Below are 24,867 nucleotides of genomic sequence, written 5' to 3'. Positions count from 1 at the left end.
CCTGTCGTCACCCGGTGTTACTGGCTTGAAGCACGTAACACTCTTTTTTGTTACCACACGTTCATATACCCGCCAATAAGCCGCCATAACGAGCGGCCTTGTTAGTATGCTGTCTGACAATCAAACAGGCGGTGTCGTTGTTTTTAATTCTGGTCATAACGCGGGAGCACGTCGTTTCAGATCTGTACCTTATATAAGTTGTGATCTGTTCTTTATTGCCTGTTGGCATTCACGTTGCATTACTGTGGGCCATTCCGGGTGCCTGCTTCATGAATGTTTAACAGCGTGTTGTTCATTCTTTTTTATTTTGTGAAGTTTCCTACGGACGTATATCCGATAGACAAACTGTTCGCGGGAAGAATACGTGGGTCACTCGGTCTGCCTGTCAAACAACTGTTTATTGGCCGCGCGTCAATAACCGGTGTCGCCCCGACAAAACGCTGTTTATAGCAGAACTATTACAGGCCAGGACGCCATACATGCGTCCCGACGTGGCCATGCAAGGAGAGCCCACATGCTCATGAAACAACTGCTGGGCGGCGCGCTGACGCTGCTGTTCGCGATCAACACCTGCCAGGCAGTCGATACCACGTTGCTCGGGAGTCGTTTGACCCCGCTGGGAGGCGAGATGGCAGGTAATGCCACGGGGACCATTCCGCCCTGGACGGGCGGAATCACCCGGCCCCCGCCCGGATACAAGGGCTCGGGCACTCGGCATGTCGACCCGTATACCGCTGACAAGCCCCTGTTCACCATCACTCACGCCAATATGCAGCACTATCGCACGCGCCTGACGTCTGGGCAGGTGGCGATGTTCGAAACCTACCCCGACAGCTACCGGATGCCGGTATACCCCACGCGACGTTCCGGATCGGCGCCGCAATGGGTGTACGACAACACCCGCCGCAATGCGCAGAAAGCCCGATTGATCGGCGGTGGCAATGGTTTTGTCGATGCCTACGGAGGCATTCCATTTCCGCTTCCGGAAAAGGGCATTCAGGCCGTGTGGAACCACATTGCCCGGTATCGCGGCCATTATGCGGTGCGACGTACTTCGGACGTTGCGATACAGCGCGACGGCAGTTTCAAGCTGAACACGTCGCGTCAGGAAGTGCTGTTTCGCTTCTATGATCCTGCGGGCAGCTTTGCCAGTCTGGATAACGTGCTGTTCTATTACCTGTCGTTTACCCAGTGTCCCACGCGTATGGCCGGTTCTGCCGTGTTGGTCCATGAAACACTGGACCAGATACAGGAGCCGCGGCAGGCGTGGACCTACAGTGCGCGGCAACGTCGGGTACGCCGCGCGCCGAGTCTGGCTTACGACATGCCGATCCCGGCCTCTGAAGGCTTGCGTACGGCTGACGACACCGACATGTTCAATGGCTCGCCGGATCGTTACGACTGGAGGTTACTGGGCAAACGCGAGATTTATATTCCCTACAACAACTACCGCATTTCCAGCCCCGACATTACCTATCGGCAATTATTGCAGGTGGGTCATCTCAACCCGGCCTATACGCGCCATGAACTACATCGTGTATGGGTGGTGGAGGGCACGCTCAAACCGACCGCGCGTCATGTCTACTCAAGACGCACGCTGTACCTGGACGAGGACAGTTGGCAGGCCGCAGTCGTCGATCAGTACGATGCCCGGGGGCAGTTGTGGCGCGTCTCCATGGCGTACCTGAAAAACTATTACGAACTGCCGACGACCTGGTCTGCTCTGGACGTCTTCCATGACCTGCAGGCCCGGCGTTATCACGTACAGAACCTCGACAATCAAGAGCCTGGCACCAGTGACTTCTCTCAGCCGGTACCCAGCGTGAACGCCTTCAAACCAGCGGCCTTGCGGCGCAGAAGCATTCGCTGACCGGCGTCTGGGCAGTCTGCGCGATCAACCGTCGTGATGATCCATCAATCACATTCAGCGCGCTTAACAAAAGATAACGACATGTCGATTGTCAGGCATTTGCAAAGCTGCCTAGGATGGCTGAGCTTCCAGACAGGTAACGCCATAGCGCTGCGGGCGTCGACATCGATACGAGTTGTCCGGCACCCACACCCGATAACAGCCACCTGATAATAATAAGAGCGGAAAAGTCCATGCGTGAGTCTTTCCATCGTCGCACCCGGTTATGCGCGGGCATGTCCCTGGCTGTCGTTGCGTCATCCCTGTTTGCGCTGCCAGCCATGGCCGGTTCCGAGGCGCTAGCCACTGCCGTTGCTGCAGACGCTCCTGTTTATGCCATCGAGTCGACCAAAGCCTCTCGCACGTTGTTGCTGGACGTCGCCCATGCGGGTGCGCGGCTGGTCGCGGTGGGTGACCATGGGCATATTCTGCTTTCCGATGATCAGGGCAAGACCTGGAGTCAGGCTCGTGTGCCTACCCGGCAGTTGTTGACGGCCGTGTTTTTTGTGGATGAACAGCACGGTTGGGCGGTCGGTCACGACGCGCAGGTACTGGCCAGCAGCGATGGCGGCAAGAGCTGGAGCAAGCAGTTCGAGGACTTGAAGCGCGAGGCTCCGCTGCTGGATGTCTGGTTCAAGGATCTCGACAACGGTTTGGCCATCGGTGCCTACGGCCTGCTGCTGAGCACGGCCGATGGCGGGCAGCACTGGGAAGATGTCAGCGACCGGCTGGACAACGAAGACCAGTACCACTTGAACGGCATCACTCAGGTCAAGGACGCCGGCCTGTTCATCGTCGGCGAAGCGGGCAGCATGTTTCGCTCCCGCGACGAGGGGCAGACCTGGGAGAAAATCGACGGCCCGTATCAAGGCTCGTTATTCGGTGTGATCGGCACGGCACAGCCGTCCACGCTGCTGGCCTATGGTCTGCGCGGCAATCTGTTTCGCTCCAGCGATTTTGGTGACAGCTGGCAGCCCGTCGAACTGAAGGGTGCGCGCGGGCCGATCGAGTTCGGGCTGGCAAGTGCCACGCTGCTGGCCGATGGCTCGCTGGTGCTGGTCGGCAATGGCGGCAGTGTCATGCGCAGCACCGACGACGGTGAAACATTCGCGGTCTTCAATCGACCTGATCGCATCTCGCTGGCCGGGGTCACTGGCAATTCTCAAGGCAATCTGATTCTGGTCGGGCAGGGCGGCGTTCGCCTCACCTCGCCGACGGGCGCCGATACCACCCAACAATAAGACCTTTCAGGGCGGGGATATTCAGGCATGAACACGCACCAGCACGCGCAAGATCCGGATGACAAGGCAACCTTCCTCGAACGCCTGATTTTCAACCATCGCCCGGCAGTCATCATCCTCTGCCTGCTGGCCAGCCTCTTTCTGTTCTGGCAGGCCACGCAGGTGCGGCCTTCCACCAGTTTCGAGAAGATGATTCCGCTGTCCCATCCGTTCATCCAGAACATGATGGAACACCGCAACGATCTGGCGAATCTGGGTAACACCGTTCGTATCTCGGTAGAGGCCAAGGAGGGTGACATCTTTTCCAAACCTTACATGGAGACGCTGCGTCAGATCAGCGACGAGGTGTTCTACATTCCTGGCGTTGACCGTTCTGGCCTGAAATCGCTGTGGAGCCCGAGCGTACGCTGGACCGAAGTGACGGAGGAGGGCTTTGCCGGAGGCGAAGTGATTCCGCAGAGTTACAACGGTTCGGATGAGAGTCTGGATCTGTTGCGCAACAACATACTCAAGTCCGGACAGGTCGGGCGGTTGGTGGCCAACGATTTCAAATCCAGCATCATTGATGTGCCGTTGCAGGAGTCCTACCCGGATCCGGCAGACCAGGGCAAGTTGCTGGCGCTGGACTATCAGCAGTTCTCGCACCAGCTTGAAGAGAAGATCCGCGACAAGTATCAGGCGCAAAACCCGAACATCAGGATTCACATCGTCGGCTTCGCCAAGAAAGTCGGCGACCTCATTGACGGCCTGTTCATGGTGGTAATGTTCTTTGGCATCGCCTTTCTGATCACGCTGGTGCTGTTGATCTGGTTCACCCGCTGTCTTCGCAGCACCATCGCCGTGCTGATCACCACCTTGATTGCGGTGATCTGGCAACTTGGGCTGATGCACGTCGTGGGGTTCGGTATTGACCCGTACTCGATGCTGGTGCCGTTCCTGATCTTTGCCATCGGCATTTCCCATGGTGTGCAGAAAATCAACGGTATCGCCTTGCAATCCAGCGAGGCCGACAACGCCCTGACCGCTGCAAGGCGGACGTTTCGTCAGCTGTTTCTGCCGGGCATGATCGCGATTCTGGCCGATGCGGTCGGCTTTATCACGCTGCTGATTATCGACATCGGGGTGATTCGCGAGCTGGCCATCGGCGCTTCCATTGGTGTGGCAGTGATCGTGTTCACCAACCTGATCCTGCTGCCGGTGGCGATTTCCTACGTGGGCATCAGCAAGCGGGCGATCAATCGCAGCAAGCAGGATGCGGTGTCCGAGCATCCGTTCTGGCGCTTGCTGTCCAACTTTGCCAGCTCAAAGGTTGCGCCGGTCTCCATTGTGCTGGCGCTGCTGGCCTTCGGTGGCGGGCTCTGGTACAGCCAGAACCTGAAGATCGGCGACCTGGACCAGGGCGCGCCGGAGCTGCGTCCCGATTCACGTTACAACAAGGACAACGCGTTCATTATCAGTCATTACTCCACCAGTTCGGACGTGCTGGTGGTGATGGTCAAGACGCCACCAGAAGGTTGCTCGGCCTATCCGACAATGTCAGCGATCAACGAGCTGGCCTGGAAGATGGAAAACACCCAGGGCGTGCAGTCGGCCATTTCGCTGGTGACGGTGTCGAGACAGATGATCAAGGGCATGAACGAGGGCAACCTGAAATGGGAGAGCCTGTCGCGTAACAAGGATGTGCTGAACAACTCCATTGCCCGCGCCGACGGTCTGTACAACAACACCTGTTCGCTGGCGCCCCTGCTGGTATTCCTCAACGACCATAAAGCCGAAACCCTGGACCGTGCCGTACATGCCGTGCAGGATTTCGCCAAGGAGAACGACACGCCGGACCTGCAGTTCCTGCTGGCCGCCGGCAATGCCGGGATCGAGGCCGCGACCAACGAGGTCATCAAGCAGTCCGAGCTGGTCATTCTGGTGCTGGTCTACCTCTGCGTGGCAGCCATGTGCATGATCACCTTCCGCTCATGGGCCGCCACGCTGTGCATCGTCCTGCCACTGGTGCTGACCTCAGTGCTGGGCAACGCCCTGATGGCGTTCATGGGCATCGGCGTCAAGGTCGCGACTCTGCCGGTTGTGGCGCTGGGAGTGGGCATCGGCGTCGATTACGGCATCTACATCTACAGCCGTCTGGAAAGCTTCCTGCGCGCCGGCCTGCCGTTGCAGGAGGCCTACTATGAAACCCTTAAGTCCACCGGCAAGGCCGTGCTGTTTACTGGTCTGTGCCTGGCCATTGGCGTGTGCACCTGGATCTTCTCGGCAATCAAGTTTCAGGCTGACATGGGCCTGATGCTGACCTTCATGCTGCTGTGGAACATGTTCGGCGCACTGTGGCTGCTGCCCGCGCTGGCGCGGTTTTTGATCAAGCCGGAGAAGATGGCGGGGAAGGTGGGCAATTCGCTATTTTCACATTAAGACACACATGAGGTTATCCAGCCTCTTCTTGGTGAAGTGTCTTCGCTCTGTGCCGAACGTTTCGCAACGCGCGGCTGCTTTTATTGATCGGCTTGTGTCAGGTCAAGGTTGCCTTGCCCTGTAAAAGGGGGACAGCGGGATGAGAGAAGGGGCGAAGAATAGAGTTTTTAGGGTGTTAGAGTTAAAGTTTTTATGAGACGCCTATCAGAACTATCAAGGTATTGTTCTGTGGGGTGGAGCTGTTAGTGTGCGGCTTAATAAGATGTCGTAAGAAATACTATAATCGCGCACAGTGAGTATCAGTGTGCAGGCAAAGTGCCGGTATTCAAAGTCTGAGAGTTACTTAAGTTGCGTGAAGGGTGGGGCGTAGTTATCATGAATTGCATGGGCTTCTCACTTGAGAAGTAGCCATTTCAAATGGTTCATGGAGTAGGATGATGGCACTTTCATTGCGCAGCGATATGTTTGGCCATGAAAAAAGCACCGGCAGACAAAAGCTGGAATGGGAGTTCGAACAGAGTGCAAGTGAGCGGGGTGTTCATCACTATGCCTATTTTTTTTATCATCACACGCCAGCCTTACAGCAACATGGCTTTGTTCTGGTCAGCGGTCCGGAGGCAGGGGAAAAGAACAGTCATTGTGCGGAGCGGCAGGACGTAGCGGATACGGTTCGGGGCGTTGCTTGCTCTCAGCCACTATTTACCGGGTTACTGAACAGGCCTATATCATCAAATGACCGTGGCGAAATGATCGACGCCGGTACCACCTCTGACGGGATGACGGCGTTCTACCTCGGCGAAGAGAAGGCATTCAGTTTACTTCGGTTTGCAAATAAAGAAGCCGGAACAGGGAATGCGCAAGGCGAGTACAGTCTTGCGACGGAGGTGAAGTCGCTGGTTCGTGAGTTTCATCATAAGTTGACGGGCCTGGTCATGGGCTTGAATGAATCGGACGAAAACTTCACTATCACGGACCGTGAAAAGGAAGTGTACATCTGGACGGCAATAGGCAAGACCTGTAATGAAATTGCCGTCATTCTAAATATATCCAAAAGAACCGTGGATTTTCACATTTCCAATGTGATCTCGAAGTTGGGTGTCCGAACCAAACTTCAGGCTTGCATACAACTGACCAAGATGGGCATTTTGTAAGGGACGGTGCTAGCCTTGACGACCGCCCTGAGTGGCAGGTCGCAAAGGCCATTAAAGCGTTGAGTGAGCCTCGGCTCTTTGTGCGCGATTCCGATACAGCGCGGGTTCGATCGGAATACTTATGGACAACCTGCAGTGGAACGCGACGGCTACCGGTTATCGCCTGTTGTTGCCTGCGTACCTTCGCGCGTCGACTGCTCGTACCGCGCCTGATGCGCAGTGTTGTGCTGAGAATGACGTTTGTTTTGCAGGCGATAAATGTTCAGTATCTGGCGTATGACCGATTGCCTGTCGCGACGACCCGAGATGATGCCACCCTTGACCTGATTGACTGCAGCATAGCTCGGGTCCTGCAGAAGAATGCAGTGCGCCTTGTACAGATTCCAGTAGGGGATGCCTGCAAACAAGTGATGAGTGAGATGCAGGTTGTCTCCATGCATGCCGATAAACAGCCTCTCCCACCAGGAGGGGAAACGGTTGCGGGTGATACGCAAGGCCTCCCGTTCCTTGCCGAACAATCCAAAATGTTCAGAAACCTCTGACAGCCAACCGATGACCTGAAAAGCCGTGAGGTAAGGAACGAGCCAGAACATCAGGTAACCGTACAGGCCTGTGGTGGCGTAGAACAACGAGAATAAAACAGCGTGTACTGCGATGAGGGTCAGCGCTTTGCGAGGGGACTTGAACAGTGCGCCCAACCGATGAATGACAAGGTAACGCAGGTAGCTGAATATATTCAGGAGCAGCACGGTTTTAAGCAGATGGTTAAACATGAAGTCAAACCGATCTACGGTCGCCTGCAGTCCAGAATCGATATAGTAACGGTAGTCCGGGTCTTTGTCGGCGTCACCGAGATGATGGTGATGCAGGTGCACGTGCGAATGTCGATAAGCTTCGTAATCCTGAAAGATGGGTAAGCCGGTTAGATAGTGGCCAATGGCATAACTTAGGGAACGGCTTTGAGTCAGGGTTAAATGGGCTGCCTCATGAACAAGGGAGGCGAGTGCGCGTTGCCTTGAACCGATAATTAGCACGCTGAGGGGATAAGCATACAACGACCATTGGGTGAGTGCGACAGCGGAAGCAATGACAATAATATCCCCCGACCAACCCAGTAGCCATCGCCAGTTATTCTTTTTGTAAAGACGCATGAGTTCAAATTTGAGTGCATCGTTACAGTGAAATCTTTGGACGGTTTGCATCGTTTACCTCGACAGGTTGTGCTCTGCAATGCGTTGTTATTAGGGCGTTATATAGACTAGGAAGGTTGGGGGGGCTGCGTAAGCTGTTATTTTTCACAGGTAGACGGTTACAGGGTGTATGTGGTTTTTTTGAAAGAAGTCAATCGTCGTTAACAAAATCTCTTGCATCGGTTTTTTTACGAGGTTGATGTCACCTGATTAATATGTTACCTGAGGCCGTCATGAACAGTTTTGAGAAAAATAATACCGCACCGTCACGCTCTCAAGATCTCGCTAAGCGGGCCGGCGTACAGCATATAACCGGTACGGAAGGGCCACTCTCCATGTCTCAGGAACAGGCCTGGTTTCTTGAGACGTTAGTACCAGAAAGTATCGCTTATAATTTTCAGGCCATGCTGAATATTCGCGGCGACCTTGATATCAACGCGCTTGAACTGGCGCTGAGTATGGTGGTGGAGCGTCATCAGTCACTCTCCACTGTTTTCGATGAGGTTGACGGGGAGCCACGGCAAACTATTCAGGACGCCTGGCCCGTGAACATCCCGATCGTTGACCTGTCTGCCAGCAGTGAAGCGGTACGGCAGACCTACATGAATTCTATTATAAAAGCTGAAATAGCCCAGAAAATCCAAGTGGCGAAACTTCCGCTGATTCGATGGGTGCTGTTCAAATTCAGTGACCAATTCCACTCATTGCTGCACATCGAACACCACCTCATTCATGACGGCTGGTCATTTCGGCTGTTTCTCAAAGAGCTCAATCATTTTTACAACGAACAAAAGGGCCGTGTTAATCAAGAGCCCCTTGAGCCGGTGATCCAGTTTATCGATTACTGCCAATGGGAGCGCGACTGGCTGGATTCGGCTCAAGGTCGTCAAGGCCGAGACTTCTGGTACGGTCGTCTTGAAACCTGGCCTGCCTACACGCATTCGCCGTTTCCTGCACCGAAGGGTGGGCAAGCGGCGTTGGATTTTGTCGGCAGTTCCGTGTCGGTACCGTTGCCCGGTGGGTTGATCAGCGCACTTCAGGCGTATGGCTCGAAGAATAAATCCACCCTGTTCGAGACTATGTTTTCACTGTTTGCCTGTGTAGTAGCGGCGCGTTCGGGTCAGACGCAACAACTGATCGGTACCGCCGTCGCCAACCGCGACCTGCCGGGTATCGAAAACACCATCGGTATGCTGGTCAACATGTTGCCGCTGCGCATCGACATTGACGCGAACACGCCCTGGGCACCTCTACTGGCCGCCGTGAAAGAAGAAATCCGCACGGCCTGTTTGCAGTCGCATGTGCCGTTTTCCACCATGGTTGCCGATCTGAGCCCGGAGCGTTTAACTCAGCAGTTACCTTACATTCAGGTTGCTTTCAGTTTTCATAACTCCATGTCCCGCACCCTGGACTTTGCGGACATTGATGTCGAGGTGGTGGAGGGCTTGGCAAACGGTTCTGCGAAATTCGACCTCAATGTCATTTGCGTTTTCGATGACGAGGTTAACCCGGCCGCTGGCGGTCGTTTCATGCTTGAGTACTCCACCGCTGTCGCCAAAGAGGCAGATGTCGTAGCGCTTATGGATGATTTCCTCCACCTGGCAAGCGCCTGGCTCGAGCAACCGGCAGAAAGCCTCGCCAATGTACGCAAGTCTGCTGTCCTTGCCGCAGGCGGTACTTCTGTCAGTCCTGGCGTAGAGTTCTGGAAACAATCTCTCGACCTCGAAGCCTCGGGTCTTCTGGCTGACCATGCGCTTAATCGCGTTGTCAGCGGGCCACTTGTGCGTCATGAAATCCCATTGTCGGATGAAAGCCTTGCACGCCTGTTTCAAGCGTGTGAACAGCGCCGCATTGAACCTGAAGTAGCGCTTTTTTCTATCTATGCCATTGTCATGGCACGTTATGGCGGGCATCAAACCGTCGTGGCTGGTCTGGGTACCGCTGCCGATGGACAGCGTCTTGCCACACCGTTGCCACTCAAGCTGACGCTCACTGCGCACGATACATTTGCCGATGTCTTCCTGCGCACACAACAGCACTGCGAGCAGGCTCGTCAGTGGCACGCATCTTCCGCACAGAGCCTGGAAAAAGCGCTCGATGACAGTGTTGCGGCATCGGGAAGAGCGCCACAGTCATTAATACAGTCGGTATTCTGCAACGGCCTGTCCGCGCGTGCAGAGCAGGGAAGTGCTTCGGGCAGTCTGCATCCGCCCATCGAATTCGTCCTGGACCGTTCCGGCACAAAGGCTTCGTTGTCACTCGGCTATGCCGCTGACCTGTTCACTCAGGAAACAGCGACATCAATGGCCGGGCATTATGTCCAGCTGCTGGAAAAGGCCGGTGAGTCACTTGACGAGACGTTGGCACAAAGCCTGTCGGCCCAGCACCAGGCTGCCATTCAGGCACAGTGTGAGGGGCTTGCTTCGACCTACCCTGAAACGTCCCTGCACGCCATCGTCGAGGCATTTGCGGCTACACAGCCCGAAGCCATCGCTGTGCGGTGCGGGGAGGCAGTGCTGACGTACGCTCAGCTCAATGAGTCCGCCGACAAAATTGCCGACATATTGCTTCGCAAGGATGTGCAGCCCGGTGATGTCGTCGGTATCTGCATGATGCGCTCCGAGTGGCAGGTTGCAGCGCTCTTGGGCGTACTCAAAGCCGGTGCGTGCTACCTCTCGATCGACTGTGCGTCGCCTGCCGAGCGTCGTGACTGGCTGCTGGAAGAGGCGGACGTCAAGTGGGCACTGATCGATGAGAGTGCTCCGCCTCTACGTGATGCAACCTCAACGCTGTTGATCGGGCAATTGTTGACTGAGCAGGATGACCTGCGCGTGTCGCCACTGGTCAAGCCTGTCGTCAGCGCCGATGCTCACTGCTATTACATGTTCACATCGGGTTCCACAGGCACTCCGAAAGCCACTGCCAGTACCCACCGCGCGGTCGTGAGTCTGGTCAAGGGGACGGACTATATCGATATCAATGGTGACGACCGCTTCCTGTTTTTCGCGCCCCTCGCCTTCGATGCATCGACCTTTGAAATTTGGGGTGCCTTGCTGAACGGCGCGCAGTTGGTGGTTCAGCCTGGAGAAGCCGGCGGGCTGGATGACCTGGCACACACACTGGAAAGCCAGCAGGTCAGCGTACTCTGGCTGACGTCCGCATTGTTCCAGGAAATGGTCGATCAGTATCCTCATGCGATGGCTGGCGTCAGACATGTAGTGACCGGCGGTGACGTTGTTTCACCGCAAAGCATGCGCAGTTTTCTGGCACAGTCCACCGGGACGCTCACCATCGGGTACGGCCCTACTGAAGGTACGGTGTTTACCACTGCCTACAGCATGGACAAAGTCGAACAAGTGACTGACAAGCCTCTGATCGGATGGCCAATTGCACAGGCCGATGCCTACATCGTGGATGTTTTCGGGCAGCTTGCCGAGCCAGGTGTTCCAGGAGAGTTATTTATCGGCGGCACAGGTATCACCGGCGCCTACCTCAAGCGTCCGGAACTGAGCCAGGAGCGTTTTGTGACACTGAAGAGGTTCCCCGGCAAAACTCTCTTCCGCACCGGTGACCTGGCGCGCTGGACCCAGAGCCGCGGTATCGAGTTTCTGGGGCGCAGTGACAGCCAGATCAAGATCCGTGGCTTGCGCATAGAGCCTGGTGAGGTTGAGCAGGCGATACGTCAATTGCCTGGTGTCACGGCGTGCTCGCTGATTCTGCGCACACTGAATCTTGATAAGCAACTCGTTGCCTTTGTCAGTCTGGACGGGACCATTGCACTGGATGAACAACAGATTCGTGTAGCGCTAAGGGATCGCCTCCCCGACTACATGGTGCCTGCCGAAGTGCATGTGATCGAGCAACTGCCGGTCAATGCGAGCGGCAAAGTCGACAAGCGTGCATTGCTTGAACTGGCGACTCAAAACGGCCGTGCAAGAGTCACCAGCGAGCGACCGTCGACGGCTCTGGAAAAATCCATTGCCGAGGTCTGGGCGCAAATCCTCAATGTGCCGGAAGTGGGTAGAAACGAAGACTTCTTCTCCATCGGCGGGCATTCGCTGGCCGGCATGCGGATCATGTCGCGGCTGAGCAAGCAATTCGGCAGTCGTCTGTCGCTGAATCTGCTCTTTGAGTATCCCAGCGTCGAGACGCTTGCAGGTGCTATCGAGCGCTCGACCGAGCCGTTGACCGCCTGACCGCTTACCGGCGCGTGGTGGGTAGTAAAAATACCCCCGCGCGCTTTCTCGCCTCTCAGCCCCCCAATTTAACCCGTCCTCGCAGCGACATCGTTCGCTGTCGAGGTGGAGATGGTCATGTCCCAAAAAAAAACGGTCACTTCAACCACCGGATCCGCTGTCAGGAGTCCGACCCCGGCAGCCCGGGGGTTTCTGAATTTATCGCCTGCGCAAAAAAGCCTCTGGTTCATGCACCAGATGGAAGATGCGAGCGCCACATACAATGTGCCTTTCGCGCTGCGCATTGACGGGGCGCTGGATTGCGCAGCCCTTGAGCGGGCGGTGGACAGTGTCTATCAGCGCCAGACTGCACTGCGCTATCGTTTTCCCTGTATCGATGGGCAACCGGTCATTCGCCTTGTCAACGAGCAACTGTTGACTCGCAAAGTTGACCTGCGAGCCGAGCCGGACAGCGAAGCTGCGCTGAAAGCGTTCGAGCAAAGCGAAGCCCGTTATGTTTTCGATCTTGAGCATGAAGCGCTTCTGCGCGCGACGTTGCTGCACTGTGCGACCGACGAGCATGTTCTGTTGATCAATGTTCATCACATCATTTTCGACGGTTGGTCGATGCAGATCTTCCTCTCTGAAGTGGCCTCAGCCTATTCGGCGCTGGTGCAGGGCAGCGAGGTGAACGTCGAGTCGTTGAACTTCGACTTTGGCGACTATTTAAGTCTGAGCCCATCGAGCGCTGAGCGAGATCCCGATATTGCTCACTGGAAGCAGCGATTGGCCGGTGCGCCTCCGGTATTGCCACTACCGCTGGATGACAAGCGTCCTGCCGTTCAGCGTTACGCGGGGCAGCGTTGTCATTTTCAAGTGCCTGCAGCCGTCTCGGACTCGCTGAAAAAACTGGCCAAGGACTGTCGCGTCACGCCCTATATGGTAGGGCTTGCGGCTTTTTCCGTGCTGCTGTATCGCTATACGCAAGAGGCGGATCTGGTCATCGGATCGCCGATGTCGAATCGGCAATCCGCTGATCTGGAAGGCGTGATCGGTTTCTTCGTCAATACGCTGCCAAACCGGATCGATGCATCGGGTTCTCCTTCTTTCGTCGAGTTGCTCAAAAGAGTTCGCGCCTCGGTGCTCGATACATTCGAGCATGCCCATGTGCCTTTCGATCAGATTGTCGAGGCCATTCAGCCCCCGCGCTCTTTGAGCCATGCGCCGGTGTTTCAGGTGCTGTTCGATATGGCCAACGAGGATTTTTCGGTCGAGCTGGAAAACCTGCGTACTCGCGTTTATACGCTCGACTCCTGCACCGCCAAATATGACCTGAGTCTGACCCTGGCACTGACTGCGCGCGGCATGAGCGGCGCGGTCGAGTATGACACCGCATTGCTGGATGAGACCGCAGTGCAGGGGATGATCGATAGCCTGCTGATCATTATGGAGCAGGTGTCGCGCAACCCGGACGGGGCTATTGACGATTTTTCGCTGTTGTCTGACGAAGCCGTGGAGCAGGCGCTGCGCTTGGCTAATCATCAGCCGGCAGCGCCGCAAGCGCCTTTTGCACCTTTCCATCAGTGGTTCAAATGCAGTGCCGCGCAGTGGGGCGAGATGGATGCGCTGATTTATGCGGACCGTCGATACAGCTATGCGCAACTGGATGCAGAGGCCCGGGTACTGGCGGGTCATCTGCATGCTGCCGGTGTTCGTCATGGTGACCGGATCGCGGTAGTGCAACGCTATGGCCCAGAGGTCATCGTCGCGTTACTGGCGGTGCATCAGGTGGGCGGTATTTATGTGCCGCTCGCAATCGACGATGCGCGTCATGCGGATCTGCTCAAGGACATCGAGCCCAGACTGGTCCTGACGCTGCGCGCCTTTCAGAAGCAACTGCAGGACTATCCGTGCCTGCTGCAGGATGATTTGCCGCAGACCACCGGCACGCTGCTCGAGAGCGAATTCGAGGGGCGCAACACGCAACCGGAAGACATCGCCTACATCATTTTTACCTCCGGCTCTACCGGTCGTCCCAAGGGCGTCAGTGTCTCTCACGGCAGTTGGGTAAGCCTGCTCCAGGCCTTGGAGCAGACTTACGGTCAGACCGAGCCGGGTGTTACTGGCATTTTGCAAATGGCCAATTTCACGTTTGACGTATTCATGAGCGATGTCGTCCGCGCGCTGGCGGTTGGCGCGCGGTTAATCATGTGTCCTCGGCAGAGTCTGGCTGACCCTGAACGACTCTATGAGCTGATCACAGCTGAACGGGTGACGTTGCTCGAGTTCGTGCCTGCGGTCCTGCGGCAGATGATTCGTTACCTGGAAGAGACCGCACGGCGTCTGGATACCCTGCATACACTCACCTGCGGTGCGGACGTGTGGTTTGTCCACGAGTATCGGAAAATGCAGACGCTGTGTGGACCGCATACCAGGGTTGTCAGTGTTTACGGAGTCACCGAGGCAACCTGCGAAAGCGCCACGTTCGAGCCCGATGCAGGGTGGTATGACTCTGAGCGCAGCTTGCCTATCGGCGGTCCCTTGCCTAACACCTCCCTGTACCTGGTCGACGCAACGCTGAATCTGGTACCGCGTACTGTCCCCGGCGAATTGTTGATTGGCGGCGGCGCGGTGGCGTCCGGTTACATGAATCGCCCTGAATTGAACGAGAAGAGCTTCCTGACCGGTTCGTTCTCGGCCAGCGGACGGTTTTTACCTGGCATCGGCAAACAGCGGTTCTATCGCACCGGTGATTTGTGTCGGCACATGCGCGACGGCACCATCGAGTTTTTGGGCCGCAGTGACAACCAGGTCAAAATTCGTGGCTTCCGCATCGAGCTGGGTGAAGTCGAGAGCGTACTCGCCGACCATCCTGATGTGAGTGAATGCGCGGTGGTCACCCGTCAGTCACCAGGTGCCGAGGCCGAACTGATCGGTTATGTGCAAACCCGCGCTACAGCGCAGCAACTCAATGCCTACCTTGGCGAGCGTCTGCCAGGCCATATGGTGCCGCGCCTGTTGGTAGTCTTGCCAGCACTGCCTTTGACCGCAAATGGCAAGATCGATCGCAAGAGCCTGCCTGAGCCCGATTGGGCGCAGGACTCACGCGCTTATGCCGCACCGCGCAACAGTCTGGAAGAACAGCTTGTCGAAGACTGGCAGCAACTGCTCAATGTGCCGCGTATCGGCATTGACGACAATTTTTTCGAGAGTGGCGGGCATTCTCTGCTGGTCACTCAAGTCATTGCGCACATCAAAAAGCGCTTTGGTGTGGCCCTAAGTATTGCAAACCTGTTCGAAGGGCCCACCGTCGCTCAGGTCGCCGAAAAGATCATGCTGAATATGATCCAGATCGCCCAAGGTGCCAGTGTCGCTTCCAGGCCTGCCGCGATCGGACGCAGTAGCGGTATCGAGCGCCAACGTCTCTCGTTTGCGCAACGCCGTCTGTGGTTGACCCAGCACAGTGAGCCGGGCACCGCTTACAACATGCCGGAAATATGCCGTCTGACCGGGCAACTGGATATTCCTGCGCTGGAAGGTGCATTGAATCTGTTACTTGAGCGTCATGAAGTCTTGCGCACGCATTTCACCTGCGAGCTTGAAACGTTTGTGGACGCTCAGGGCCTTACGCAGAAAGAGCCGCTGGTTGTGACAAGTCACGCTGACAGCGCGCGCGTACCGTTCAGGCAGCAAAAAATCGCTCGCGAAGCGCTCTCGGTCACACTGGAGCGGGAGGTGCACACGCCGTTCTTGCTGGACAAGGAACTGCCGATACGCGCGGTGCTTCTGCAGACCGCTTCGGATGAATATGTGCTGTGCCTGACCTTGCATCACATTGCCTACGATGGTTGGTCGAGTGCCTTGCTGCGTCAGGAACTGGCAGCATTTTATCGGCATTTGACGCAAGGTGAGTGCCTCAGGCTTAGCGCACTGGAGGCTCAGTATCAGGACTATGCTGCCTGGCAACGAAATCAACTCGAAAGCGGGGCGTTCGAGGCTCAGCTAGACGCCTGGAAGGCTTCGCTTAAGGACTTGCCGCCGCCTCTGGTACTGCCTGTGCGTTCCAGCCCGCGAGCAGGAAATCCGCTGGCCGGCGACTACGTTGCGCTGACTCTTCCTGGCGATTGCTCGGCAAGGCTCGATCAGCTTTGCCTGCGTCTTCAATGCACGCCGGCCATGGTCATGCACGCCGCGTTCGCGCTGCTATTGCATCGCTACACCGGGCAGGACGACATTTTGATCGGCATGCCATTCTCGGGAAGGGACCATGATGAAAGTGCGAACCTGATCGGGTTCTTCGTTAACCTGCTTCCGTTACGGCTGCGTTTGCGAGGCCCTCTGCGTGTGGCGCAGGTTATCGAGCAGAGTCGCCAGGCCCTGCTTGCCGCCGAGGCAAATCATTCGGTGCCGATCGATTACCTGGCGCAAGTGCTCAACCCGCAGCGGCTGCCCGGCAAGCATCCTTTTTTCCAAGTGGGTCTTGTGGTGCAGAGCACGACGGCCGTACCGCTTACCTTGCCGTATGTGCAATCGGAAGAAATTTCTCTTGCCTCCACTGAGGTGAAGCTGGACCTGATGCTGGAGTTGCGTGCTGTTAAAGGCGAAGGGGTGAGTGGGGTATTCAAATATCGGACGTCACTGTTCGAGCGCTCCGTCATTTCGGGCATGGCAGAGCACTTCCAGTGCCTGCTGGAAAATATGCTGGCCAATGCCGAGCAGACCGTTGCTCAGGTGAAGATGCTTCCTGCAACCGAACATCAGAGGCTGATCAGCCAGTTCAACGACACGTCACGCGACTTCGGCGACGGCGATATCGTCAGCCGTTTTGAACAGCGTGTACGTCAGACTCCGCAGGCTATGGCCCTTCAGTTGCAACAACGCTGCTGGACATACGCGGAACTGGACCGGTTAGCCAACGGCATCGCGCACGCGCTGATAAAGAAGGGTGTGCAAGCGGGTGAGCACATCGGCCTGTTCACTGGACGGCATCCCTATCTGGTGGCAGGCATGCTTGGCATCCTGAAGGCGCGCTGTGCCTTTGTCCCCTTGAATCCGCAGGATTCGATGGAAGGTGCGCTGGGCTACATGATCAAAGACGCAGCATTGCGCCGCGTGGTGGGTCATCAAGGCTTGGCACACGAGCTTGCGGCTTTGGGGCTGGAGACGTTGCTGGTCGACGACTTCGAAGGTGCCGAGGGCGAATGGTCTGCTCCGGCCTGCCAGCGTGAGCCTCAGGATCTGGCCTATATTCTTTACACCTCTGGCTCGACCGGGCAGCCCAAGGGGGTGATGGTTTCGCAGCGCAATATCGATAACACCGCGAATGCATTTGCGCGAGCGCTGGAACTGAATGCTCAGTCGCGACAACTGCAGTATTTTTCGCCTGTCTTCGACGGGGTCTGTGGCGAGGTGTTTCCGGTACTGATCAGCGGCGCTACGCTGGTATTTGCCGCCTCTGAACAGCTGCTTCCGGGGCCGGATCTGGTGACGCTTCTGCGCGAGCAACGTATTACTCATCTGCAGATCACGCCGACGGCCCTGCGCTTGCTCCCCCATGCCGAGCTTGCCGAGCTGAAAGTCATTATCAGCGCCGGTGAGGCCTGTCCGGCGAACGTCGCCCAGACCTGGGCAACCGGCAGACGTTTCCTCAATGGTTACGGTCCGACCGAAACGACGGTGTATGCATCTGCCCAGGATTACTGGGATGAACGAGGCGCCTTGGTATTGCGGCCTCTGGACAACGTCAGAATGTATGTTCTGGACCCGTACCTGAACCCTCTGCCCTGCGGTGTACCCGGCGAGCTTTACATTGGCGGGAACGGGGTGGCACAGGGTTATCTGAATCTGGATGAGCGCACTGCGCAAGCGTTTCTTCCAGACCCATATGGTGTTTCACCCGAGGCGCGGCTGTACCGCACTGGCGACTTTGTGGTTCGTCAATTCGATGGAAGCCTGAGCTATGTCGGGCGTATCGATAATCAGGTGAAGGTTCGCGGTTTCCGCATTGAACTGGGCGACGTCGAAGCGCGCTTGAACGCGATAGTCGGGCTTGAGCAGGCGGTCGTGGTCGTTAAACAGGATGACCACGAGCACAAGATCCTGGTGGGGTATTACGTCGGCAAGCCGAGCATTGCACAGGTGCGTGCAGAGCTGGCGAAAGTGCTGCCGACACATATGGTGCCGGAGCGTCTGATCTGCTTGCCCGAACTACCGCTTAGCCGTACTGGCAAGGTCGATCGCAAGGCACTCGAAAACCTCGTTGATCAGCGCGCGCAGGAAGGCACTGCGGTCGGTAAGATGCCGACCTCTCCTGCGGTCGTCAGGCCCGCTGGAAAACGCCTGCACAACAAGGTCAGAAAGATCTGGCAGGAAGTACTCGATTGTCAGGAAATCGATTCGGACGACAATTTTTTCGATCTCGGTGGCCACTCGTTACGCATTGTCGAGACGCAAAAACGTTTGAGCGAGCTTTTGCAGGCGCCCGTGGCCATGACAGACCTTTTCGAATACCCGACGCTGCGTGGTCTGGTCGCTCACCTGGAACGCTTGCATGGGCCGCTGCCGGAGGTTCGCCAAGCCAGCGAGGCATCACCTGCCATTGATCCCGGAAATCGTACGCTGGCGGTCGTCGGCATGGCCGGGCGCTTTCCGGGCGCCGCTGACCTGAGCGAGTTCTGGCAGAACCTCACCGAGGGGGTGGAGTCGACCCTTTATTTCAGTGACGAGGTCATGCTCGCGCATGGCGTAAGCCCTGATCTGCTGGAGCGTGCCGATTTCGTCAAGTGTGGCAATCGTCTCGAGGATGTCGACAAGTTCGATGCCGAGTTCTTCGGCTTCTCACCTCGTGAAGCCCAGTTGATGGATCCTCAGCAGCGCATCTTTCTTCAATGCGCATGGACCGCTATGGAAGCCGCCGGTTATGGCGGTTCTCTGAACGATTTGCGCGTAGGCGTATTTGCAAGCGCGAGCACCAGCCATTACTTGCTTGATCACGTTTACCCGAGGCGCCAGGAGCTGCAACTGGAGAACATCCAGTGGCTATTGGGTAACGGCCGCGATTTCATGGCGTCGCGTGTGGCTTACAAACTCAATCTCGCCGGACCTGCGATTACCGTCGAGACGGCTTGCTCCTCCTCACTGGTAGCGGTCCAGATGGCTTGCGAAAGCTTGCTGCGGGGCGAGTCGGATATGGTGATCGTCGGCGGTGCTTCCGTCGAAGCTCAATACTACGGTTACCAGGCGGCACCGGGCAGCATCATTTCCGCCGATGGCCATTGCAGGCCTTTCGATGCGCAGGCCAGCGGCACCACAGGTGGCAGTGGTTGTGCAGTGCTGGTCCTCAAACTGGCTGACAGGGCAATCGAAGATCGCGACCATATTCATGCCTTGATCAAGGGCGGGGCGGTCAATAACGATGGCTCCAGCAAAGTCAGTTATACCGCGCCCAGTGTTCACGGGCAGGCCCAGGTGGTGAGCGCCGCGCTCGATGCAGCGAATATCAGTGCAGACTCCATTGGTTATATCGAGGCGCATGGCACCGGCACTCGCCTGGGTGACCCGGTAGAAGTCCGTGCGTTGACGCAGGCCTATACCAGCGCTTTGCCAAATTTCACGCCGGGCTTTTGTGCCCTCGGTTCGTTGAAGAGCAACATCGGTCATCTTGACGCGGCTTCAGGTGTCGCCGGGCTGGTCAAGGCCATACTTGCCGTGCAGCACGACGTCCTGCCTGCAAGCCTTAACTTCACGCGAGCCAATCCCGAAATTGATTTCAACGACAGCCCTTTTTATGTCAACACGACGTCCCGACCCTGGCCGGCTACGGCCTCGCCACGTCGGGCAGGCGTCAGCTCCTTCGGCATCGGCGGGACCAATGCTCATGTCATTGTCGAGGAGCCTCCGCAGCCGTCAGTGCGCCCGCATGACGATAGCGATTGCTGGTACATACTGCCGTTCTCCGCACGTACCGCTACAGCGCTGGACCATCAGCGTCGGCAACTGATCACCTGTCTGCAGAACCCGGTGGCCGATATACGCGATATCGCCTTCACGCTGGGAGAGGGCCGCACACGATTTGCCTTCAGGGACAGCGTTGTCAGCCAGAGCATTGCCGGAGCCTTGCACGCGCTGCAGACACCTTCGTCCACAGCGCTCATGGAGCGCAGACAGGACCGTCCGATCGTGTTCATGTTCTCCGGGCAGGGTAGCCAGTATGAGGGAATGTTCAAGGGCCTCTACGGCAGTGAGGCGGTATTTCGACAGACAGTTGACCGCTGCACGGTCATATTGAAGCGTTATGGCGTCGACATTCTGGCCAGTCTATACCCGCCAGCGGGTGGCGATACAGCCAACAGTCTGAGCCGTACGGAAATCGCGCAACCGGCACTTTTTGTGGTCGAGTACGCGTGCGCCCTGTTGTTGCAAAGCCGGGGTATCCACCCGCAGGCGCTGATAGGCCATAGCCTTGGTGAACTGGTGGCAGCCTGTTTTGCGGGTGTCTACAGTCTGGAAGACAGCTTGAAGCTGGTTGTCGAGCGGGGCCGCCTGATGCAACGTCAAGCTCCGGGTGCGATGCTTGCCGTTGGCCTCTCTGAAGCAGATTGCGCGCGCTTTCTGGGGCACGGCGTGGAGCTGGCGGCCGTCAATGGGCCGCTGCAATGTGTTCTTGCCGGTGATTTTGAGGCCATTGCGCGGGTCGAGCGACAACTGGCCGAGGAAGGGCTCGTGGGGCGTGTACTGGATACCTCGCACGCTTTTCATTCCCGCATGATGGCTCCTGCTGCGCACGCGTTGAAGGCAGTTGTCAGCGGGTTCTCTGTTCAGTCTCCGACTATCGCGCTCGTGTCCAACCACAACGGTGGCTGGTTCTCGATCGATTCGAGCAGCCAAAGTGATTATTGGGCGTCTCATCTGCTCGATACCGTGCGCTTTTCTGACGGTATCGCGCTGCTTGCCGACGAACTGGAAGACCCGATTTTTCTCGAAATCGGCCCGGGCCGTGCTCTTCAGAGTGCACTGAAATCCTATGCTGAGCCCTTGTGCGTGCTTGGTTGCACTCGGCATGCACGGGACAGCCGGTCGGACGAGGCGGCGTTGGCGGAAGGCATCGCGTCATTGTGGAGGCAGGGAGCAAGTTTCGGTTGGGCGCAGGCCGCAGGGTGTACAGACGGCGCACGCGTGCCGCTGCCGACTTATCCGTTTGCGCGGGACAGCCACTGGATCGAGGCTGCCGGGACGGTTTCTTCAGCGCAGCACAAGCAACCGTTGTTCCTGCATTGGCAGCGCGTGCAGGGTAACCGTCGGCAGTTCCGATTGAGCCTGTCGCCACAACTCTGGCTGGTGGACGAACATCGCGTTTTCGAAGGAAAGCCAGTGCTTTCCGGCACCGGATGTGTCGAGCTGGTACGCAATGCCTACGCGCGTATGGAAGGCATCGAGTTGATCGAACTGAGTGACGTTTACTTCCCGACCCCTCTGGTTCTGGAAGATGAGCAGGCCTCGCAAAGCGTGCTGATTACATTCAAGGATCACACCGAGAGCACTGAGTTTTTCCTCGAGTCGGTATCGGACGATGGTAACGCTCCGCAGCAGCACAGAATGCTGCACGCGCTAGGTTTCATAAAACGCCACAACCGGGAGCGCCTCGTACTAAAAGGGCTGATGCAGCTTCAGTCCGACCATACTGACTGTCTTGCCGATGAAGTCGAACATGCGGCATTGAACACGCGTCTCGGCTTGTTCGGGCCTCGCTGGAAGTGCTTTCGTTCGATCTGGCTCGGCCAGGATGAGGGGCTGGCGCTTCTGGAACTGGATCAGGTGTTTGCCGCTGACCTTGAGCGCTTTGCGCTGCATCCGGCGTTGCTCGACATGGCGACTGGTTTTCTCTCGATCATGGAAAACAGCACCCGCAGATTACCGTTCCATTACCAGCGCCTGACTATTCATGCACCACTGCGCTCCCGGCTTTACAGCCATGCACGGCGAGTTCGCAGCAATGTCTATGATGTGCAACTGTTCGAAGTCGATAACGACGGCGGAATCGGTGCTCTGCTGGCCGAGGTGATCGGCTTTACTTTGCGCGATGAGCGAGTGGCACCGGACGCGCAGCGCACCGAGCCCTTGGACTGGTGTCAGGTACCAGCATGGCGGCCGGCATTGCCTCCCAGGGGCGACTCGCCGTTACAAGGGCCCTGGCTGGTTGTCACGCGTGGCGTTGCAGCCGATAACAGCATTCTCGCTGCGCTACCGCCGGACAGTATCTGCATAGGCGATGCAGGTGATTCTGGCGCTACGATCGCGACAATTGCTCGCGGCGACGCACAGGCATATGGACAGCTGTTTAATACACTGGCGACGCAAGATGCCTTGCCGAGCCAGATCATTTACATGGCCGGTAAGACGCAGCTTGCGGAAGGCGAGCACGCCGCCATTACGCTGTTTTCCGATCTTATGGTGTTGGTACAGGCATACATTCCTCATGCGATAAACACCACTGTTCTGTCAGTGGTGACCGAAGGTGCCTGCCAGGTGGATGACGATGAGCCGGTCAACAGCTGTGTAGCAACCTTGTCTGGTGTGGTTCGTACACTTACCTGGGAGCTGCCGCAGATACGCTGCCGTCATTTTGATCTGCCGCTGGCCAACGCGGCCGAGAATGAGATGCTACTGCTTCAGGTACTCCAGCACATCGATCCCGATCAGGCTTCTCCGCTTGCGCCGACTCTGGCCTTGCGCAAACAGACGTTGCATGAACCTTGCCTGCGAGCGCTGCAAGTCTCGCAACCTTCACTGCACTTCAAGGAGGGCGGGACCTACGTGGTTACCGGTGGTCTGGGCGGCATGGGGCTGGCGCTGGCCAGTCATCTGGCTGCGAAGGTAAAAGCTGTCACCTTAGTCCTGATGTCCCGTTCGGCGACGGTCAAGGATGAGGTCGGACAAGCGCTGCAGGCGATGGAACAGCAAGGCGCGCGGATTCAACACGTGGCGGTCGATTGTGCTGATCGTGAGGCTTTCACTGCTGCGCTTCAGCAGGTCAGGCTTCAGCATGGGTGTATCAGTGGGGCGATACATGCCGCAGGTGTGCAAGCCAGCGGTCTCATCCAACTGAGCCAGGCAAATGCATGGGCACAGGTGATGGGCAGCAAGGTGGTTGGCACCGATGTGCTGATAGAGGCTTTGCGCCAGGAGCCTGTCGATTTCATATTTCTGTGTTCGTCGCTGGCGTCGGTGCTCGGGGGGCTTGGTCAGGCGGATTACGCCGCTGCCAACGCCTATCTGGACGCTAGGGCGCAGGCCTGTCGTCAGGAGGGCATGCCTGTGGTTTCGCTCAACTGGGATGCATGGGCGCAGGCAGGTATGCGTGTTGCCTATGACAGTGCGCATCCCGAGCAGGCGCCGATTGACGATGTGCGGGGGCTGACCAACGCAGAAGGTTGCCAGTTATTCGAGCTGGCTCTGGCGCAAAACACTGCTCAGATCATCGTGCACAAGGCGCAGGATCTGCAGCAACTGATCGATCAACTGCAGCGCGGCGGTGCGACGTCGGCGGGCCGGGCAACACCGCTGTTCGACTCCGGTGCCGAGCGTGTTGCGCCACGCAATGCTGTGGAGCAGGAAGTCGCGCAGTTGTGGCAAGAGCTGCTGGGCGGTGATATGCCGGGTGTGCTGGATAACTTCTTCGATCTGGGCGGGCACTCACTGTTGGGGTCCCAGCTGATTTCGCGGATTCGTTCGCGCTTTCAGCAGTGCCTGACGTTGGCCGAGTTCCTTGATGAACCGACCATCGAGCGAATCGCCCGTTCATTGGACAGTGTCGCCGAAGATACGCCAATCGACGCCGATGAAGCCGCCGTACGTTACTGTCTGGTGCCGGTGCAGCGAAACGGCGAGGGGAGACCATTCTTTTGTCTGCCGGGCATGGGCGGCAACGTCAATCAGGTGCTTGGGTTGGCCAAGGCCATGGGCGCGCAACGGCCTTTCTACGGTCTGCAATGCCTGGGGCTCGATGGCAAGGCTGAGCCTCACCTCAGCGTCGAGGAGATGGCCGAACACTATATTCGCTGCATGAAGTCGGTTCAGGCGCATGGGCCTTATCTGCTGGGCGGCCATTCACTTGGCGGAAAAGTGGCGTACGAAATCGCCAGACTGCTTGAAGCACGTGGCGACCAGGTGGGTTTGCTGGCGCTGTTCGACTCGGCAGCCCCTCCGTATACGCAAATGCAGGTGCCTACCGATGCTCAGGTGTTGGGTTCGCTGCTGAGTATCTTCGGGCATTACTTCGACAAGCCAATCAAGCTCAGCCGCGAGGAGTTGCAGGCGCTCGAGCACCTGGGTGACGAGGAAAAGATCCGCTATCTGAAGGACACGCTGGAAAGTCACGGGTTGCTGGATGCGCGTGGCGATGAGGGAAGCATTCGGGGGCTGTTCAACGTGTACAAGGCTGCTGCCGCCTTCGGCATGCGCTATGACCCGCCCAAGGTTGCGCTTGATGCCTCACTGGTACTGTTCAGGGCGGTCGACTCGATGCCCTCCGGTATCAACCTGCCCGAGATCCGTGACACGGATGCCTGGGGCTGGGAGTTGTTCAGTGCGGCAAAGGTAAGAACGGTCGATGTCTCAGGGGATCACTTTACTTGCCTGTCCGTCCACGCCCAGCAAATTGCCGATGTGTTGATCGGGCAACTTGCCGAGTGTGATCGATAACCCGTCGTTGCGGAACATGGCGAGCAGGCTCAACGCCTGCTCGCCTGCATTAATCAGTCTGAGGTCTACATATGTCTGGAGGTT

7 protein-coding genes are annotated in these 24,867 nt (G+C 57.2%); 6 read left to right on the top strand and 1 reads right to left on the bottom strand.

The window, feature by feature from the left end; translation table 11 throughout:
- The first annotated feature begins 514 nt into the window (after positions 1 to 514).
- The 4 genes from LCH65_RS20195 to LCH65_RS20180 all read left to right on the top strand — a co-directional run bounded on the left by LCH65_RS20195 (position 515) and on the right by LCH65_RS20180 (position 6,719).
- A complete protein-coding gene (locus LCH65_RS20195; RefSeq protein ID WP_226439745.1) occupies positions 515 to 1,870 on the top strand; it encodes a DUF1329 domain-containing protein in 1,356 nt (451 codons plus the stop codon).
- A 233-nt stretch (positions 1,871 to 2,103) separates the two neighbouring features.
- Positions 2,104 to 3,150 carry a YCF48-related protein gene (locus LCH65_RS20190; protein ID WP_032609994.1) on the top strand — a complete coding sequence of 349 codons (1,047 nt, stop codon included), beginning with the start codon at positions 2,104 to 2,106 and terminating at the stop codon, positions 3,148 to 3,150.
- A gap of 27 nt (positions 3,151 to 3,177) precedes the next feature.
- Positions 3,178 to 5,568 carry an RND family transporter gene (locus LCH65_RS20185; protein WP_004414134.1) on the top strand — a complete coding sequence of 797 codons (2,391 nt, stop codon included), beginning with the start codon at positions 3,178 to 3,180 and terminating at the stop codon, positions 5,566 to 5,568.
- Positions 5,569 to 6,005: 437 nt separating this feature from the next.
- Positions 6,006 to 6,719 carry a LuxR C-terminal-related transcriptional regulator gene (locus LCH65_RS20180; RefSeq protein ID WP_058396652.1) on the top strand — a complete coding sequence of 238 codons (714 nt, stop codon included), beginning with the start codon at positions 6,006 to 6,008 and terminating at the stop codon, positions 6,717 to 6,719.
- A 149-nt stretch (positions 6,720 to 6,868) separates the two neighbouring features.
- Here LCH65_RS20180 and LCH65_RS20175 read toward each other — a convergent pair whose 3' ends face one another.
- Entirely contained in the window at positions 6,869 to 7,921 is a 1,053-nt protein-coding gene (locus tag LCH65_RS20175; protein WP_054081175.1) for a fatty acid desaturase family protein, read from the bottom strand.
- 323 nt (positions 7,922 to 8,244) lie between these two features.
- On the opposite strand from LCH65_RS20175, the gene LCH65_RS20170 reads away from it, so the two are divergent.
- Positions 8,245 to 12,105 carry a non-ribosomal peptide synthetase gene (locus tag LCH65_RS20170; protein ID WP_180336129.1) on the top strand — a complete coding sequence of 1,287 codons (3,861 nt, stop codon included), beginning with the start codon at positions 8,245 to 8,247 and terminating at the stop codon, positions 12,103 to 12,105.
- Positions 12,106 to 12,216: 111 nt separating this feature from the next.
- On the top strand, positions 12,217 to 24,783 hold the full coding sequence (locus LCH65_RS20165; protein ID WP_226439744.1) for a non-ribosomal peptide synthetase/type I polyketide synthase: 12,567 nt from the start codon (positions 12,217 to 12,219) through the stop codon (positions 24,781 to 24,783).
- Positions 24,784 to 24,867 lie beyond the last annotated feature (84 nt).

The organism is Pseudomonas sp. MWU16-30316, from assembly GCF_020515645.1.
Classification (GTDB): domain Bacteria; phylum Pseudomonadota; class Gammaproteobacteria; order Pseudomonadales; family Pseudomonadaceae; genus Aquipseudomonas; species Aquipseudomonas cerasi.
This window is presented reverse-complemented; position numbering and strand designations above follow the sequence as displayed.

What these genes read in the sequence shown, in the direction of transcription:
- LCH65_RS20195 (WP_226439745.1), top strand. Translation starts at nt 515, where the DNA reads ATGCTCATGAAACAACTGCTGGGCGGCGCGCTGACGCTGCTGTTCGCG.
- LCH65_RS20190 (WP_032609994.1), top strand. Translation starts at nt 2,104, where the DNA reads ATGCGTGAGTCTTTCCATCGTCGCACCCGGTTATGCGCGGGCATGTCC.
- LCH65_RS20185 (WP_004414134.1), top strand. Translation starts at nt 3,178, where the DNA reads ATGAACACGCACCAGCACGCGCAAGATCCGGATGACAAGGCAACCTTC.
- LCH65_RS20180 (WP_058396652.1), top strand. Translation starts at nt 6,006, where the DNA reads ATGGCACTTTCATTGCGCAGCGATATGTTTGGCCATGAAAAAAGCACC.
- LCH65_RS20175 (WP_054081175.1), bottom strand. Translation starts at nt 7,921, where the DNA reads ATGCAAACCGTCCAAAGATTTCACTGTAACGATGCACTCAAATTTGAA.
- LCH65_RS20170 (WP_180336129.1), top strand. Translation starts at nt 8,245, where the DNA reads ATGTCTCAGGAACAGGCCTGGTTTCTTGAGACGTTAGTACCAGAAAGT.
- LCH65_RS20165 (WP_226439744.1), top strand. Translation starts at nt 12,217, where the DNA reads ATGGTCATGTCCCAAAAAAAAACGGTCACTTCAACCACCGGATCCGCT.